We start from the raw sequence: 15,269 nt of genomic DNA, 5'->3' as shown, positions 1-15,269 counted from the left end.
TTATTCAACAATCGGGGGTGATTGCTACATAAGGTAATCGCACTTTGTTTATAGAAGATATAGGTAGAAGTAAGTGAGAATCTTCATTAAATATCTGGTCATCCTATAAGCAGGAGGGATGATTTTGGTATTTCGGGTTTTATTATTACTGATATTCATTAGTTTTCATTTATCAACAATGGCCCATGCAAAAGCCCCGCTACAAGCTGCCTTTATCCGTGACCATCAGCTATGGATCAAAAAGGGATCGAAAGAAATTCAAATCACAAAGGATCGATATGTGTATTCACAGAAATGGTCCTATGATGGTCGTTTTATTGCTTATATTGATGGTGATAAGCAAGCAGAAAAATCGGATTTATTCATTTATGATACCAAGGAAAAAGAAAGCTACCAGCCTTACGTAAGGGTTGAAACTTCGAACTTTAAATGGTCGCCTGTCAAAAATCAATTGGCCTACAATGATCAAGGGTTATTAAATGTTACAAAAATAAAAAATGGCCGCCCACAAGGATTTGAAAATGTTTCATTAGGGGTTGGCGATTTTGAATGGTTTCCGAACGGGAAAGAATTTATTGTTTCCTCTCCATCCAGTTTACGCCCTACTGGATGGGGACCAATCAAGCTTTATAAAATACCAGTCGATGCAAATCTTTCTGCTGATAAGATGAAGCTTTTTTATACCATTCAAACAAAAGAGCCAGAATTGTTTGCAATCTCAGCAGATTATTTTAAATGGAGCTTCGATGGAAAGTGGATGAGTTTTCTAGCCACTCCAACAGCTTCTTGGTCAAATGATAGTAATACATTATGTGTGTTGTCATCACAGGGAGAGCAGTTTCAACCGATAGGAAAAATGCTTGGGTACCAAGATTGGGTGAAGTGGGCTCCAGCGGCTAACCAATTAGCCTATATATCAGGTGAAGGAAGATTTTTTGTTGAAAACAAGAAAACCACAATTGCAGATATGCCAGCTGCCAATCAGCAAAAGGAATATACACCTAAAGGGTATGTAGACCTTGATTTGGAATGGTTCTCACCAAACATTGTCATTGTGGCCCGTTCAAAAGAGAATAAGGAGTGGAAGGAAGGACCTGTTCCAACCATGTTCACAGCCCTTTATGCTATCAACATACGAACAAAAGAACAAAAACAAATCACTTTTCCGAAGCAGAATGAACTTGATGACGATCCTCAAGTTGTTGGTTCTAATCTTACTTGGTTTAGAAAAAAGGAAAACGACCATCAAGGCGATGTATGGGTAAAAGATGGTTTAAGTGGTCAAGAGCATTTATGGCTTAAGAATGTTGATTCAGCTCCTATATTTTTTCCGCTGAATTGAAGGTCTTGAGAAAATGGCAATCAAATATTATTCAACAATGAGGCTTTACTTTAGGAAGAAGTAGAGCTTTTTTAGCATTAACGGGCAGGTTAAATCTTTTAAGGATATCAATAAAGTTTAGGTCAAGAATAAGGAGTAAGCATTCAAATGAGGTGAATCTTATGATTAAGCGATACATCATCTTATTAGGCTGTTTATTATCAGCCTTTACTCCATTGCAAGCTGTTAAAGCAGAATCGAATTCAAAAGTAGAACAAGGAATTTATGTCACAACTGAGGACATTATATCAGATATTATTTTTCCAACTGTAGATAAAAAAGTTCAAAAAGAATATAGTAAAGATTTGATAGGATGGCAATGGGTAAGAATTGTTGGCATCAATTACAACAACAATCATTCTTATGATATTGCTGCAAAGATTGAAGTCAATTCCCAACTTAATGGTAAAGAAAGATATGCTGATGATTTGGTTAAATTAAGAATTTTTCCATCCTGTAACAGCAATAAGCTGAAATGCAGACACGATTTTAAAGTAGAGCTATTAGATTACAGTCATTTATCCCAATGAAAATTATGATTACTGTTATTCAACTGATGGGTGGTTTCATGGAATAAGACTTATTAATAAAGGTTAATAAACTCAGTTCCTAAAGGGACTGGGTTTTTCAATACAAAAAACACCGCTAAAGGCGGTGTGGTTAATCTTACTTTGATTTTCACTGTTAATAGGAGTCTGATTAACAATATCCCTTCCCAAATCGGAACCCATTTCATGAATATAAGAGCTATAAATCATTTAAAACGTTGTTTTAAAAGAAATTAAATGTCGTCATCATCATCGTTTTCATCCTCTTGAACGTAAAAAGGATCATCATAATTCACAACATATGCCACCCCATGAACGAGGTCCGCTTGTACTTCCCAATCCCACGAAGCTCCAAGACGTTTCATAATTGGATTCCAGAAATCATGACGTTGTGTTTCAAATTCTTGGACAAAGGCAAAATATTTCTCGAAATCTTCGAATGACTTAGGATTTATATCGATAGCACCTAATGTTTCCGCTTTAATCTTGATTTCGCGTGCGGTTTTAAGCTCTTCTTTTGTTAATGGACCTAAAACTGTCCCGTCTTTCGGTTTGTTTTGATAAATGTTGTCTAGTGTACTCAATTGAATGCCCCCCATTCCCTTGATAGATATAAAATTCTTCGTTCCTCCCAAATAACCTTCATTGAGTGAAAAATAAGCTATAAATTCATTGTTAAATAACTGAAAATGAATTCTTCACATTTCAAAAGAGAAAATACCCTAATATTTTCATTGTTTACAATATTTATCAATTCATCTAGAATTAGTCTATATTACATACGACGGGGGTCACTATGAAGAAATTATGTTTTTTATTAACGGTTTTCTTGCTCTTATTTATTCAATTCTCTGTAGCGAGTGCTCATTCAGGTCGCACTGATGGAAATGGGGGGCATAATTGTTCAGACAAATCAATTTCTAAAGGCTTATGCACGGGATACCATTATCATAACGGTGGTAGCTCAGAAAGCAGCGGAAGTGAGGATACAACATCAGTCAATCCGTCCTCGTCAACAACCGCCGCTCCGTCGAGTGCTGAAATCGAGAGACTTGAAGCTGATAATGCAGATTTGAGCAAACAAATCGATGATCTGACTAGTGAAAACTCTTCTTTAGATGCAACTCTGGACGAGAAAAATCAGGAGCTAGTGGCATTGAAAAATCAGAATAATGACCTTTTAGAGGACATTGAACAAAGTGAAAAAAAAGAAGCTGATTTAACTCAAAAAGAAAATAAGTTGGCTGAAAGAGAAGCAGAATTAAAATCACTTGAAACCGATCTGGTGAAAAAAGAGAAAGAATACATCACTGAGATAGATGAACTAAACAAGGACTTGGACGAGAAAGTTGTACAAATGAATGAAATGGAAGACGATGCAACAACTTCAATCATTGGAACTTCTCTATTGTTTGGGACAGGTATTGGAGGATATGCCTTATACCGTAAAAAGCAAAGAAGAAATGCAGGATAAGCAGTATAAATGAAGCAGATCCAAATCGAACGCTAATAACATACATGCTGCGATTTTTATTTATATAATACAGGCTATGTTAAACGTTTATGTTGATATTTGAATAAAGCGAACTCTTGTTCTATAATGGTTACATGAATAAGGACAAAAGTGAGTGATTTCAAATGGCATTAACGGACATTATAAAGGAGATTCAAAAACTCAATACGGCAGACCAACTTTCGACCTTTAAGTTATAATGTTGCCTTTTTCTCCTTCTACTAATTGAACAGGTTCGTTGAAGAACTTTTTGGGAGAATATTTTATATTGGAGATGAAATTTTGATGTTTAAAGATGTTTGTAACTGCAAATTTACCAATTCATTTAAACTAGAAGCAGATTTTGTGGCTGACCCAATTTGGTGCAACGTATGTGGCTGGAATCTAGATATTGATGACTTTTCGTTAACAGATAATCTTAAAGATGACTTATATCAATGGACTAAACAATATAAGAAAATACCAATTAATGAACATAATACAATCGGGCTAAATCTTACTGAAAAAGTGAAAAAAGAATTAGGTTCAGATTATAGAATCGTATTTAAACCTAATAAATAAAATAACACCTCCAAGGTGGGTTTACTAATGAGGAAAGTAATGAATGTTGGAATCGGCATTGTGCCGCAAAAATTAATAACTCCTCAACCAGATGCAGGAGATTATTTTCCCTTTTGCATGGAAGGCGACGCTCCTTATGTTCTGGATATATCCTATAATGAAGAAGAATCGGAAGAATCGGATGCATTCATGTCGAATTGGATGGATATTTTAGATCAGTACCCAATCTATGTTTTCTTCGAAGCGTTTGACTTTCATTTAGAGGATTTTGAACATGACTGTGCAAAACACAAAATCGAATTTGAAGTTCTCCCACGGAAAAAACATGATTTCTACGGCAAAGCTAGAATCACAAATAAAGAGCAATTTGAAGTGGTTTCGCACCATTTATATAGTAATGGAAACATGAATAACTTTGCAGCCTGGTCATTAGAAAAGGATGTCTTTCGCGTGGGTAAAAGGGAAATCAAGACGTTATTCAGGAAGAAAAAGCTGGAAACACCGATTGTATCGATCACTGAAAAGACAACCGTTTTCTGGATTGGTCATGACGGGGATTATATAATCGTTATTTCTAATGATGAGAAATTCTCGAATTTATCTTCTGTTACAAGCACATTTCCAAAAGGTGTCGATTTCTCAATAATAGATTTCTCTGAATGAGCGGAGAGTTATTCAAATGAGCGTTAAATACAAAAGAATAAATAACGTAAGAATATGGGAAGATTCCAATGGTGAAGGTGTAGAAATTTCAAAAAAATATCTAAACGAGTGTATAGACTACATTAAAATGAACAGAGTCAAAAAGATTGATATCCTTGACTTCTTATATAAAGGTGAGGATCTCGATTTTTTGAAGGAATGTCCTACGGTAGAGGACATTGGAGTAGACAGTATTTTTTTGAAAGATATTAGTGGTTTGTATTATTTAAAGAATCTTAAAAGGCTAGCACTAGGTGAGTCTACTACTATAGATGGGAAAAATGAAATTGATCTGACCGCATTCACCAGTCTGAGAATCCTTGATCTGACTTGGACAAAAAAGATTAGGGGACTTCATTCCCTAGAAAATTTAAAAGAACTGTGCCTTCATAAATACTCTCCTTCTAGCAAGAATCTTGATGAGTTAAAGCATTTAAAAAACCTTGAAGTGTTGGAGATTAGAACATCTAAAATACATTCTCTGGAAGGTATTGAACAACTTCAAGAGCTGCAAGAATTAGAATTGAGTTATTTAAGAACACTGGAGGTTATAAAGCCTTTAACAGATTTGGGCAGTTCAATAAAAAGACTCGAAATCCATTCTTGTAAGAATGAACAGATTTCGCGGAACTAAAACATTTACATTCTTTAGAATGGTTAATGCTTGATAGCTGTGGAGAAGTAGAATCCCTTGAATTTGTAAAAGGATTGCACTACCTAAAACATTTTGTATTTCCAAAAACAAACGTTCTTGATGGAAACATCTCACCTTGTCTGCATATCAACTATTGCTATTTTGATAGCAATAAACACTATTCGCATAAGTGGAAGGACATCGATCATTGGTATAAACAAATACATTAATTACACAAACGAATGGCGTTTCTTCAATTAGAAGGAACGCTTTTATAGTACAGCAAATATGAATGAGGAGTCCAAGAAGGAAAGAGGGACTCCATAAAGAATACATTTAGCTATCCACAGAATAGAGGGTGAGGATTTTTGAAACTAAGACAAATGGCAGTAACTTTTCTTTATAACGATAATCAAGATTTCTTATTCCTTCAAAAAGAATCGAACAGTCCATTTTTACCTGGGCATTTGGTGCCGATCGGAGGACATATTGAAGGCCATGAAATAAATGATCCTATGGAAAGCCTGTTTACGAGAAATTGAAGAAGAAACAGGGTTATTAGAGTCTTCCATAAACAATTTAGCACTCCGATACATTGTATTAAGGGTTAAGGACAACAAAGAGATTCGAATTCAATATGTTTATTTTGGAGATGTTGCGAAGGAACATACCCTAGTTGAAAGTGAAGAAGGGCAGTTATCCTGGATAAATGGTAAAAAGATAATCCATCTTCAAGTAACTGCTACAACAAAAGAAATCATCAACCATTATTCCACTTATGGAAAATCCGCCGATCAAGTATATGTTGGTTCAATGAAAGATTTTGAAGGAGAACCCCAGATTATTTGGGCTATCTTGGAAGATTGGGAACAACAGAGTGAAGTTTTAATAAAAGATTAAATTTTTTCCATAGAAAGAGGAATATACATGAAAAATAAAGAGGTGGAGGACTTCTTTCAATCGGCAGTGCACTATTGCAGCATGATTGAAGGTTTCGATTCCAGCAAGGACACCAATAAGTTAAAAAGTCTGCTGCTTGCATTATTAGATCTGTATTCCAAAGCTCTTCATCTACCGACAGTTGAAGGAGAAGATGATCGAAACCCGAGCTTTAAAATATCTGCACCACCTATAACATTCGAAAAGTATGACCATTATTGGAAAGTGTTTGATCCGTATCACTTAGAGGAACCTGTGGGTTCGAGTTTAAAAGATGATATTTTAGATATATATATGGACGTAAAACATGGGTTGATGGTATATGATGAGAAACAGTATAACCAAGCAATCTGGGAATGGACAATTAGTTTTGAAATTCACTGGGGCAGACACGCGGTAGATTCAATACGTGCCCTCCATTTTGTAGAAAAAGAAAGATCGTTTGAATGAATGGCGATTAAGATATCCCTCAATAAAACCTATAATAGATGAATCATTCTGCGACAGGAGTTGCTGACTTGGATAAAGAGCAAGAAAAGATAATAATAAAATCCTTTTTCGAAAAAAGGATCCATGACAGAATGATGTTTGAATTACTTTCCCCGAAAAAGCGAGTGAACGCGATAGATAGGCTTTGTCATGGCTACGAAAACATAATTTGCAAGAGGTATATGGTAGAAGTTAAAAAACCGAATTCAAATCCTCAGGAACTTTATAGCTTGTTAAAATCGCACGGAGCGGGAGAAACGTGTTATGTGATTTCTTTTAATGAAGAGATTGATGGAAAAGAGGTACCATTGCTTGATGCTCTTGAACAGGCTGTTGGGTTTGGGTTTCCATCCATCATATCATGCATTCTTGGAAAGCTTGCCTATTTTGAAGCTGAACACGAGCTTGGAGCTACTCCTCGATACATTTTGAATAGGGACTAAAACAAGCTAAGAGGTAGATCGAAGGGGAGCACTGCACCTTTTGCTGGCGTCGGTATATGGCGGAAGAATTGAGTGTGCTGCTGTACGAAGATTCTCCCAGCTTCAACCGAAAATACTGTACTGATTTGTTAGCTACCTATGGCAGGCAGAGTAAAAACTTTTCTCAATCTTGCACAGTTGTTCCTATGAGGATAGGTTCTAGCAATAAAAAAGTAGGGACCTCCATTTTAACTGGAACTCCCTTTGTTCTTCAATAATAACCCCCCCTTTAATTGAAGGAGGAAGGAATTATTCTGTTATTCTAAGATGTCTTATTAGTTCTTGAAGAGGAGTAGAATTGGAATCAGAATAGTACTTAATATGACTTTTTAGCACAGACCATTTTTCTTCAAGCATTGGATGTATCTGTGTGGTATCTGCAATTATATATAATTCAATTAAAAAATAAAGGGTCTCCCAAATTAAATAGTCATCTTCTAACTTTATAAGCACATCAACAACATTTGGAATATAGTTAAATGCTACGTCTGAGGACATATCCCGAGTAATGGTCTCAAAAGAATTACTAAAATACCATTCATCATCTGCTAATTTATCTTCCCATCTAACGAATATCTCAAGTAGCTTCTTGTCCGTAATAATCCCACCCTTAACCACTATATAATCATCTACATTCTTAGCACTTCTTGCTTAACTAAACTGCTCTTGATTCATGAGAACACGAGTTTACACTGATTAGCATTCGCCCCCGTTTGATTCCTAAGTAGTATTACAAGTAATACTATATGACTATTTTTAAAATTCAAAAAGGAAATTGAGTTAAAAATGCAGAGATCATCATACAATAATTTACATTTAAAAGATTAACTCTTTCAAGTAGGAAGGATGTAATTTAATTGAATAAACAGTCAAAAAAATTACTCATTATTGCTGCTTCAGTAATTTTTCTTGTTTTAGGATTTATTGGAGTTGCTACTTTCTTTTCTACATAATATCTTGAAAAGTAGTATAACAAAGGTTTTGTTCGTATGCTTACTAGGTTAAAAAACACAAAACTCATTCCTGTAAATGAAAAAGCCTCGTCAACTGAAGAGGCTTTTTCATTTTTTTCATTTACAGCCTGTTTATGACTACTCCGTAATTGCCCCCGATTGTTGAACAAGACTACTTGAGTTTTTCCTAAAATTAGCTTATGTTTCTTTGCTGATTTAATTTATCCTGCCAATTTAATAATAAAAAACGCTAAAACAGTTTACAAATAATTCTAAAAAGTGTAAAATTACACTATGGAAAATTTAGGTTAGAAAGCAAAATACTATTTAATAATTTCGGGGGTGAAATGTTGAACTGGGAAACTCTTCCTATTTGGTTTTGGAATATGTATTACTTGTTTTTATTATTAACATTATGTTTATCGGTGTTTAGTGCTGTAAAGAAAAAGAAATTGATTTTTTCGGTGATAGTTGCTTTTTTAACAATATTTACTCCATTTATATCCTTAATAAATTCGATTGGAAGACAAGAAGGAATCAATGAGTATGAACATTTTATTGATGGATTACAAAGTGGTGAGGTATGGACTCTTTTTTCCCTGGCAAGTTATTCTTTAATAATTGTATGGTGGTTATTTATTATTGTTAAAGTTATAAGAAACATAAGTAAACCCATAACAGATTAGAATCCAGCATATCACTTGGATAAGTGAAGGGCGTTTACTTTTTGCAGTAATCGCTCCCTTTAATGGAATAACAAATATAAGTTGCTTAATCCACCTTATTCAAATTTCCTTCGAATAATTGCCCCTATAGAGGCATATGAAACAGACATTATTATTGCTAGGAAAACCCCATTAAGGTCTAAGTCAAAAGCTTTGCTCCGTATAAACTCATTTGAGTCAAAATCTGAGGGATCAAATATTAATCCCACTACAATAATCCCCATAAAAAGTATAAAAAAATCTAATAAAAACTTCTTCATAGTAATTGCTCCGCCCTTGAATAATTAAAGCAAAAAGCACCCCATGTAGTTTGCTTAGTGGATTGTTAAATAGAATGACATCCTGTTTGGTACCTCTTATTGATATGCAGATTTATAGATTTATTTATACGGCTATTCTGCAGAACGATACAATCGTCCTAAAAATTCATCAAAGGTATCTGCAACCTTTATAAACTCCCATGTTGTAGTATTTGAAGCGGACGGCATGAAATTTTCTGCTATATACAAAACAGGTGGGTCAGCATCTTTATCTCTGTAATCAAGTACAAGCCAATAATGGAAATCTGTCCACAAAACAACCAGTTTGTCAGGAAGATTCATGTCTTCCAAAAGATTTAATGAAAATACGATGCTAATATCATCATTTTTGAAATGGATCGGATAGATGTATGGAATACTTACATCTTCGTCATAAAAGAAACTTTCTTCATCACAAGCTGGGAGCATAATCTGTGGATAGGTTAGATCGCCTCCATTTTGAATTTTCATTAACTCAATAAAAGCTTTAGGCAATTTTACATGCAAACGTTCCTCCGCTTTTTTGATTATTTCCTCATTGATTGGATAGCTCAGATTGACTTCATCATCAACTATCCAAAAATCCCGACCATTATAAAAATCTTTGCTCATATTGTTTCTCCTTTCTTTAAACGTCGCCACCAAAAAACATGTCTGCATAATACGCGATTTCAGTGTCTTTTAGAATAATCATTACGATATTCTTTACACATTTAGGAGACAGCTGCCCATTTTCATTGAAGTGATGAGCATAGTTTGCTGCATTTTCTTTAATAGCTAGTTTTTCATTTTGGAGAAGAGCAGGTAAGGCCTTTTCTAGGATGTGTTGACGATAGTCAGGAAATAAGGACAGATTATCTAATGCATAGCAGATTTCAAATTCATCCTCTGAAGCAAAAGCAGATTTGATTTCCTCCAGCGTCCATTTCCTTTCAGGCACAGAAGCATATTCTTCCTCATCAACCTCATTGTTCTTGTATAAACAAGTAAGGAAGGCTTCAAAGTTTGGAGCTAGTGTCATGATTAAATTGGAATCTGTATCAATGTAAATGATAGGAGGTTCTTCTTTTGTAACGCGGTAATCTAATGCAATCCAGGAATGGCCGTCACCAGAAAACAAGATGATACCTTCAGGCAATCCCCATTCTTTAATGAAATAACTGCTTTCTGATACACCATTTTCTTCCCCAATACCTTTTATATGATCTATGTGTATATGGTCATCCGCCCAAGATGTTGGAATAGCAGTAGGGAAGGAATCATATATTATGGATCCGCCGTTTTGTTCAAAAAGAATCCTTAAATAAGACTTGGGAAATTTCACTTCAAATTTATCTTCTACCGTTTTTACCAGCTGATCGGTCAATGGTTCCAACTTATAAGTATTATCGCTCACTCGCCATAACCTGTTCTCCAATAGAAACACCCCTAACATATATACCTTTTTTCATAATACAGTCTAGGTATAATATTTGTAAATTTTTGTGGTGTACTAATTTGATATGTTGCCAGACTTTTGAATGATATAATTAGTAATACTAGACCTTTTTCAGGAGACTCACATGTCCTTACTTATATCACAACTTGCTGTTTCACCACTTTTTATCATGGTATTCATTTTATCTGTCCTTCACTTGATATTCCTCAGAAAAGATAAAGGTTGTTTAGCGATTATAGGAAAAATTTATTCCGCCATTCATGTTTGTCTATACCTACTAGCACTATATTTGTACATAAATATTTAGTTAAGAAACAACTAATCAACCGAAATAATATATATAGGTTAAAAGAAGGAGGCACTTCATATGATTATTAAATTTGATTTTGGCGATGACTATATTCAATACATCTCCTGTTCTACTAAAGTAGGAAGAAAAATTAACAAAATTCAAAGAGATTTTTTCAATTGGATTTTCGATGAAGAAAAGAATAAAGAATACTGGGCGTATGAAAATGGAGAAAAATATTGCCCAAATTACGATGTAAATGCAATTGTCATTTGGCTAAATAATGTGAAATTTAAAAAGGGAATTGCTAAAGCAAAGGTAGTCGAAAACCCTAAAAGAAAAACTAAAAAGACTTTATATTATTAGGGTCCAAAGAGACCCTACTGTTATATAAAAATCAACATGAATATTTAACATAGCCAATAAAAAAAACCTTAAAAGAAAAATTAGAAATGAAATATATTAAGCGAATAGATATGGATGTAGAAAGCGATGCAGACGTTATAACTATTCATAAGCCAGATTTGATGTTCAAGGTGGCTCAAATTATTAACCAGCTTGCATGTGTAAATGTTACTAAGAATGAGGAGAATGAAATAGAAATTCAGATGTTAAATTATAAGAAACCCAAAAGAGAAAAGTAGTCTGAAGGGGACGTGTTTCTTATCCCTATAAAAAATTCTTACTACGCAATCGTTCAAGTAATCGAAAAAGTTGGTAAGTATACAGCGATGTGTGCATTGTTCGAAGGCAGTTATAAAGAAATGAATTTACCAGAAGAAAAAATTGAGTTTGGATTGCCAAAAGTCGTTCTATCTATCCTTTCTAATGATTTAGATAATCATAACTACAGAGTATTATTTAACAGAAAACCAATAATTAAGGTCCCTGATACGGAGGAGTATGAGGCGATAAGGCATTCTAGCTTTGGGTCATTTGTTCTTCCTGAAATTGCGGATAATTTTGATTACCCAAACAGCACGTTTAAAGATACGGTTGAGGCAATAAAGAAATTACAGGCTGAAATTAAGGAATTATATTAAATATCGAATTATGAAGCGAGCAGAGATTTTTATGAACTGAATCCTGAGGGAATAAAGCCTTTAAGCAAAAAAGAATGTGACGAAGCTGAAGAGATAATAAATTTTTTCAAGCATGCCTTTTCTGACAGTTATATGATAAAGCCATATAAATTACTATTTGAACCCGCTTTGCTTGAGAACTTTGCCGTGAGAGTTTTGGCTAATGTCTATTCAAAGTTATTTTGCATTGTACAGGAAGAGTCAAATACTATTTTATTCTTAGGTGGTTCGAATCCGTCTAACTTCTAAAAAACCTTTGAAAATCCACCATAATTGGAAATTTATCATATGCTGTATACTCGATATGTATAGGGAAGTGTGAGAAATGAAACCTTTTCAAGACGTAGAAACAAATCCGTTTGAAATGGAAACAAATGCTCCATACTCATTAAATTATCTGATCTTTGTTCAAAATATTTTTCGGAACAACAATAAGGAGAATAATCAAAAACCGTCATTCCCTTATCTTGATAGCTCCCAATGGGGGCTTCTGCAAGAGGAAGATTTTATTGCAACGTTTAAGTGAGATATGGAACAAAGTAGTTAGAAGTAACGCAGCCAGTGGGCTATATGACCATAATGGTATTTTAGAATACGAAAAAGCTCTATTCCAAAGGTTATTTCAAACTAACAAGAATCGTAATTTTGGATTTAACGAAAGCGTTAAATCGTTTTTATCCTGGTGGGATGGAGTTTACGGGAAGACAGCAATTGAAAGTGTGTTTGATGATGAAAGAATGAACAAGATTTATACGGACATGGCAAAGTCCATACAAGCATCAAAAGATGTAACTATTAATAGACGGTTAAAAATTAATCTAGTATATGACAGACCGTTATTAGGCGGAGAGACCGCAGCTTCATGGTATTCGGTTCTTCCGATAGAGGATATTTATATAAGGAGCAACAGACAAGAAGTACTATCACATTTATTAAAAAGCTGTCATATTCATTAACTTCGAATAATGAATAAAGGCGGGTTTCTGCTATGGTCTTATCAGTTCTAGGTGGGGAGAATTGTTCCAAAAAGTTGAAGCCCATAATTGGGTGATTGATGTTGATGTTGAAGCAACTAAAGCACAATACAGTCATACTTCAGATTGATTTTGAAATGGAAATACCTTGGGTACTCAAAGAATCCTAGGAAACAAACGTGGCAATTTGTAATCGTCAGCTCTAATAAAGCAACCAGCTTAGCTGATCGAGAAGCAGTTAAAAAAGGAAGGGAGTAACGTTAAATGTATAAATTCCCAGAAGAAATCGACTTTCTCTCGTTATTTGAATGTGAGCCTATATTATTTGATACCACTTCGAAGGATTTGCCCTTCTATTATAATACAGCATCATATAAATTTTCTAACGGAGAAGAAGACTTCAATGTTACACTTTCACCCGCCTACGGTGAAGTGAAGATTCAGGTAACCCATCAAGAGTCAAATAAATTATTAACACTTTTGGATTTAAAACGAGTTAGCAAACTAGAAATTACATCAGATAAAAAGCAACAGTCGAGTATACTGTTGACGGTTCTAAACGAAGACTCTCAACAAATGATTGAAATTGACTTTAAGCCGCGGTTTAAACTGATTTTTAAAGAACATTTATAAATCGTTGAGCTAATTGGTTCGTCTAGAGGAAGCGATTTTTTGTATGGAAATGTTCGAAAGAATGAATAATTACTATGAGTATCCAGCTGAGAAAGTCGGCATAATAACTTTACTATACAGTGATAGGAGGCTTATACATTTTTGTTTAGGTTAATAGCTGCTTCCACTTTCTTTCTTTATTTGTTAATTCAACCTTTTTACCCCACGGTCTCTGCACATCCAATAACAAATGAGGATTGTACATACCGTCTTAACACTAAAATCCAACAAGATGTTATATCCAGTTTCCCTGCATTGGATATTTTAAAAGATTACAAAAATTTGTGGAGATTTAAACATGACGATCTAATTAATATTCGTATTTTAATTGGGAAAGAAGATACTCATTTAAATTCACTTATTTCAATGTTTTATGGAACTTCAATGGGTGATAAAGAATTAATAATAATAAATGGCGAATATACTCAAAAGTCGGGGGATTCTTTTACTGGGTATCTCCTTTATAAAGAAATAGATGGAACAAATGTACTAGCTCAATTAAAAAAAGGTTCTAAAAATTGGGAAGTTGTTAAAGTAGAAAAAGTTAAAGGAAAGTATATAACGCGTGCTCAAATTGATAAAAGCTGTGTTAAAGGTAATTAATATACACACATTAAAACTTTCACAGAGCATAAATACTCTGTGAAAGCTTTTTGATCAACAATACTATCCTTGATATTCGGGATGGTTATGACGGCTGCAACCAAATAGGTAGCACACTGTATGGATAGGTGGATCAAAATCCAAGACAGGAACGTAACCAGAAGAGATCCGTTCAATCATTTGTCTATACTCGTTCATTTCTTCGTGCAATTCATTAATATGTTCCTGTTTATCCTTTTCTGTCCAGCCTTCATCACACATTTCTTTTGAAGCTTTTTTTAGTACTTCCGCTATTCGATTCATCAATTCTTGTATGATCTCATTAGCACGAGTTGCTTGATTCAATTTTATAAGGGAATAAACATATCGACTAACCCAATTAGGTTCTTTCGAGTAACTGTTCCATCCCTTTGCGAACCATTCGATCGCCTCTTGGTGACAGCCCAACTCTACGTATAAATCCGCTAAATCAACTTCACCTACAAAGTCAGCATCAGATTCGGAAAATGAATCGACTATCCTTTTCGCCTCATTAACCTTTCCTAATTCAATCAGGCACAATACATGGCTGTACCTTGCAAAATCGGACTTTTCTGAAGCTAGCAGAAAATACTTTGCCGATTCTTCGAAGTATCGTAGATGATAATAAGCAACCCCAAGATTATGATAAGCGGTTTGTGTAGGATAGATAGAAATGGCCGTGAGTAAGATATCTTTTGCTGGCAGCCACTTTTCTTGCCTGAGATAAACCTCTCCCAGTAAGTTATATGGAAAATAGGAAGTGGGATTCATGCTTACCGCTTCTTCCAGCAAAGAGAGGGCTTTTGCGTCATTATCTTCTTCGTTGGAATAGAACCATGCCAGGTTGGTTAGAGATTGGATGTCTCTTGATCGTTTCACCGCTTCTTGAAACAGGTTTAAAGATTCATCATGCTGATTTTCCTCAAATAATTTAATCGCTCTTTGATTGATATTCAATTTATTC

The 15,269-nt window shown here is 34.5% G+C and carries 23 protein-coding genes; 17 read left to right on the top strand and 6 right to left on the bottom strand.

The window, feature by feature from the left end; all coding sequences use genetic code 11:
• The first annotated feature begins 124 nt into the window (after positions 1 to 124).
• Positions 125 to 1,342: a translocation protein TolB gene (locus LIT25_18520; GenBank protein USK32576.1), complete on the top strand. Its 1,218-nt coding sequence runs from the start codon at positions 125 to 127 to the stop codon at positions 1,340 to 1,342.
• Between the two features lie 161 nt (positions 1,343 to 1,503).
• Positions 1,504 to 1,911 carry a hypothetical protein gene (locus LIT25_18515; GenBank protein USK32575.1) on the top strand — a complete coding sequence of 136 codons (408 nt, stop codon included), beginning with the start codon at positions 1,504 to 1,506 and terminating at the stop codon, positions 1,909 to 1,911.
• Positions 1,912 to 2,162: 251 nt separating this feature from the next.
• Here LIT25_18515 and LIT25_18510 read toward each other — a convergent pair whose 3' ends face one another.
• Complete coding sequence (locus tag LIT25_18510) at positions 2,163 to 2,513, bottom strand: hypothetical protein (protein ID USK32574.1); 351 nt, start codon at positions 2,511 to 2,513, stop codon at positions 2,163 to 2,165.
• Between the two features lie 212 nt (positions 2,514 to 2,725).
• Here LIT25_18510 and LIT25_18505 point away from each other — a divergent pair, with 212 nt between their 5' ends.
• The 8 genes from LIT25_18505 (at position 2,726) to LIT25_18470 (ending at position 7,210) form a co-directional block, all read left to right on the top strand.
• Entirely contained in the window at positions 2,726 to 3,403 is a 678-nt protein-coding gene (locus tag LIT25_18505; protein USK32573.1) for a YHYH domain-containing protein, read from the top strand.
• A gap of 324 nt (positions 3,404 to 3,727) precedes the next feature.
• Entirely contained in the window at positions 3,728 to 4,003 is a 276-nt protein-coding gene (locus LIT25_18500; GenBank protein ID USK36328.1) for a hypothetical protein, read from the top strand.
• A 27-nt stretch (positions 4,004 to 4,030) separates the two neighbouring features.
• Positions 4,031 to 4,666, top strand: a complete 636-nt coding sequence (locus LIT25_18495; GenBank protein ID USK32572.1) for a hypothetical protein — start codon at positions 4,031 to 4,033, stop codon at positions 4,664 to 4,666.
• Between the two features lie 16 nt (positions 4,667 to 4,682).
• Complete coding sequence (locus tag LIT25_18490) at positions 4,683 to 5,339, top strand: leucine-rich repeat domain-containing protein (protein USK32571.1); 657 nt, start codon at positions 4,683 to 4,685, stop codon at positions 5,337 to 5,339.
• A 368-nt stretch (positions 5,340 to 5,707) separates the two neighbouring features.
• Positions 5,708 to 5,881 carry a hypothetical protein gene (locus LIT25_18485; GenBank protein USK32570.1) on the top strand — a complete coding sequence of 58 codons (174 nt, stop codon included), beginning with the start codon at positions 5,708 to 5,710 and terminating at the stop codon, positions 5,879 to 5,881.
• On the top strand, positions 5,847 to 6,239 hold the full coding sequence (locus tag LIT25_18480; protein USK32569.1) for an NUDIX domain-containing protein: 393 nt from the start codon (positions 5,847 to 5,849) through the stop codon (positions 6,237 to 6,239). The genes LIT25_18485 and LIT25_18480 overlap by 35 nt, the downstream gene beginning before the upstream one ends.
• Before the next feature lie 27 nt (positions 6,240 to 6,266).
• Positions 6,267 to 6,728, top strand: coding sequence for a DUF5063 domain-containing protein (locus tag LIT25_18475; protein ID USK32568.1), 462 nt, complete (start codon positions 6,267 to 6,269; stop codon positions 6,726 to 6,728).
• A 68-nt stretch (positions 6,729 to 6,796) separates the two neighbouring features.
• On the top strand, positions 6,797 to 7,210 hold the full coding sequence (locus LIT25_18470; protein USK32567.1) for a hypothetical protein: 414 nt from the start codon (positions 6,797 to 6,799) through the stop codon (positions 7,208 to 7,210).
• 288 nt (positions 7,211 to 7,498) lie between these two features.
• Here LIT25_18470 and LIT25_18465 read toward each other — a convergent pair whose 3' ends face one another.
• Positions 7,499 to 7,867 carry an ABC transporter gene (locus LIT25_18465; GenBank protein ID USK32566.1) on the bottom strand — a complete coding sequence of 123 codons (369 nt, stop codon included), beginning with the start codon at positions 7,865 to 7,867 and terminating at the stop codon, positions 7,499 to 7,501.
• A 682-nt stretch (positions 7,868 to 8,549) separates the two neighbouring features.
• Here LIT25_18465 and LIT25_18460 point away from each other — a divergent pair.
• A complete protein-coding gene (locus tag LIT25_18460) occupies positions 8,550 to 8,888 on the top strand; it encodes a hypothetical protein (protein ID USK32565.1) in 339 nt (112 codons plus the stop codon).
• A gap of 95 nt (positions 8,889 to 8,983) precedes the next feature.
• Here the strand turns inward: LIT25_18460 and LIT25_18455 are convergent, their stop codons facing one another.
• The 3 genes from LIT25_18455 to LIT25_18445 all read right to left on the bottom strand — a co-directional run bounded on the left by LIT25_18455 (position 8,984) and on the right by LIT25_18445 (position 10,643).
• Complete coding sequence (locus LIT25_18455) at positions 8,984 to 9,187, bottom strand: hypothetical protein (GenBank protein USK32564.1); 204 nt, start codon at positions 9,185 to 9,187, stop codon at positions 8,984 to 8,986.
• 132 nt (positions 9,188 to 9,319) lie between these two features.
• Positions 9,320 to 9,838, bottom strand: a complete 519-nt coding sequence (locus LIT25_18450; GenBank protein ID USK32563.1) for an SMI1/KNR4 family protein — start codon at positions 9,836 to 9,838, stop codon at positions 9,320 to 9,322.
• A 16-nt stretch (positions 9,839 to 9,854) separates the two neighbouring features.
• Positions 9,855 to 10,643, bottom strand: coding sequence for an SMI1/KNR4 family protein (locus tag LIT25_18445; GenBank protein ID USK32562.1), 789 nt, complete (start codon positions 10,641 to 10,643; stop codon positions 9,855 to 9,857).
• A gap of 388 nt (positions 10,644 to 11,031) precedes the next feature.
• Between LIT25_18445 and LIT25_18440 the strand changes: the two genes are divergently transcribed.
• The 6 genes from LIT25_18440 (at position 11,032) to LIT25_18415 (ending at position 14,284) form a co-directional block, all read left to right on the top strand.
• Positions 11,032 to 11,319, top strand: a complete 288-nt coding sequence (locus LIT25_18440; GenBank protein ID USK32561.1) for a hypothetical protein — start codon at positions 11,032 to 11,034, stop codon at positions 11,317 to 11,319.
• Positions 11,320 to 11,717: 398 nt separating this feature from the next.
• Entirely contained in the window at positions 11,718 to 11,996 is a 279-nt protein-coding gene (locus tag LIT25_18435; protein ID USK32560.1) for a hypothetical protein, read from the top strand.
• 364 nt (positions 11,997 to 12,360) lie between these two features.
• Complete coding sequence (locus tag LIT25_18430) at positions 12,361 to 12,561, top strand: hypothetical protein (GenBank protein ID USK32559.1); 201 nt, start codon at positions 12,361 to 12,363, stop codon at positions 12,559 to 12,561.
• Positions 12,545 to 12,991, top strand: a complete 447-nt coding sequence (locus LIT25_18425; protein ID USK32558.1) for a hypothetical protein — start codon at positions 12,545 to 12,547, stop codon at positions 12,989 to 12,991. The genes LIT25_18430 and LIT25_18425 overlap by 17 nt, the downstream gene beginning before the upstream one ends.
• Before the next feature lie 282 nt (positions 12,992 to 13,273).
• Entirely contained in the window at positions 13,274 to 13,642 is a 369-nt protein-coding gene (locus LIT25_18420) for a hypothetical protein (GenBank protein USK32557.1), read from the top strand.
• Between the two features lie 141 nt (positions 13,643 to 13,783).
• Positions 13,784 to 14,284, top strand: coding sequence for a hypothetical protein (locus tag LIT25_18415; GenBank protein ID USK32556.1), 501 nt, complete (start codon positions 13,784 to 13,786; stop codon positions 14,282 to 14,284).
• A gap of 63 nt (positions 14,285 to 14,347) precedes the next feature.
• Here LIT25_18415 and LIT25_18410 read toward each other — a convergent pair whose 3' ends face one another.
• Positions 14,348 to 15,262 (bottom strand): hypothetical protein, encoded by a 915-nt coding sequence (locus LIT25_18410; GenBank protein USK32555.1) that lies wholly within the window; start codon positions 15,260 to 15,262, stop codon positions 14,348 to 14,350.
• Positions 15,263 to 15,269: the final 7 nt, after the last annotated feature.

This window comes from Bacillus sp. F19 (assembly GCA_023823795.1).
Classification (GTDB): Bacteria; Bacillota; Bacilli; order Bacillales; family Bacillaceae; genus Bacillus_P.
Note: the sequence above shows the minus strand (reverse complement) of the source record. Positions and strands in the feature narration are given on the sequence as shown.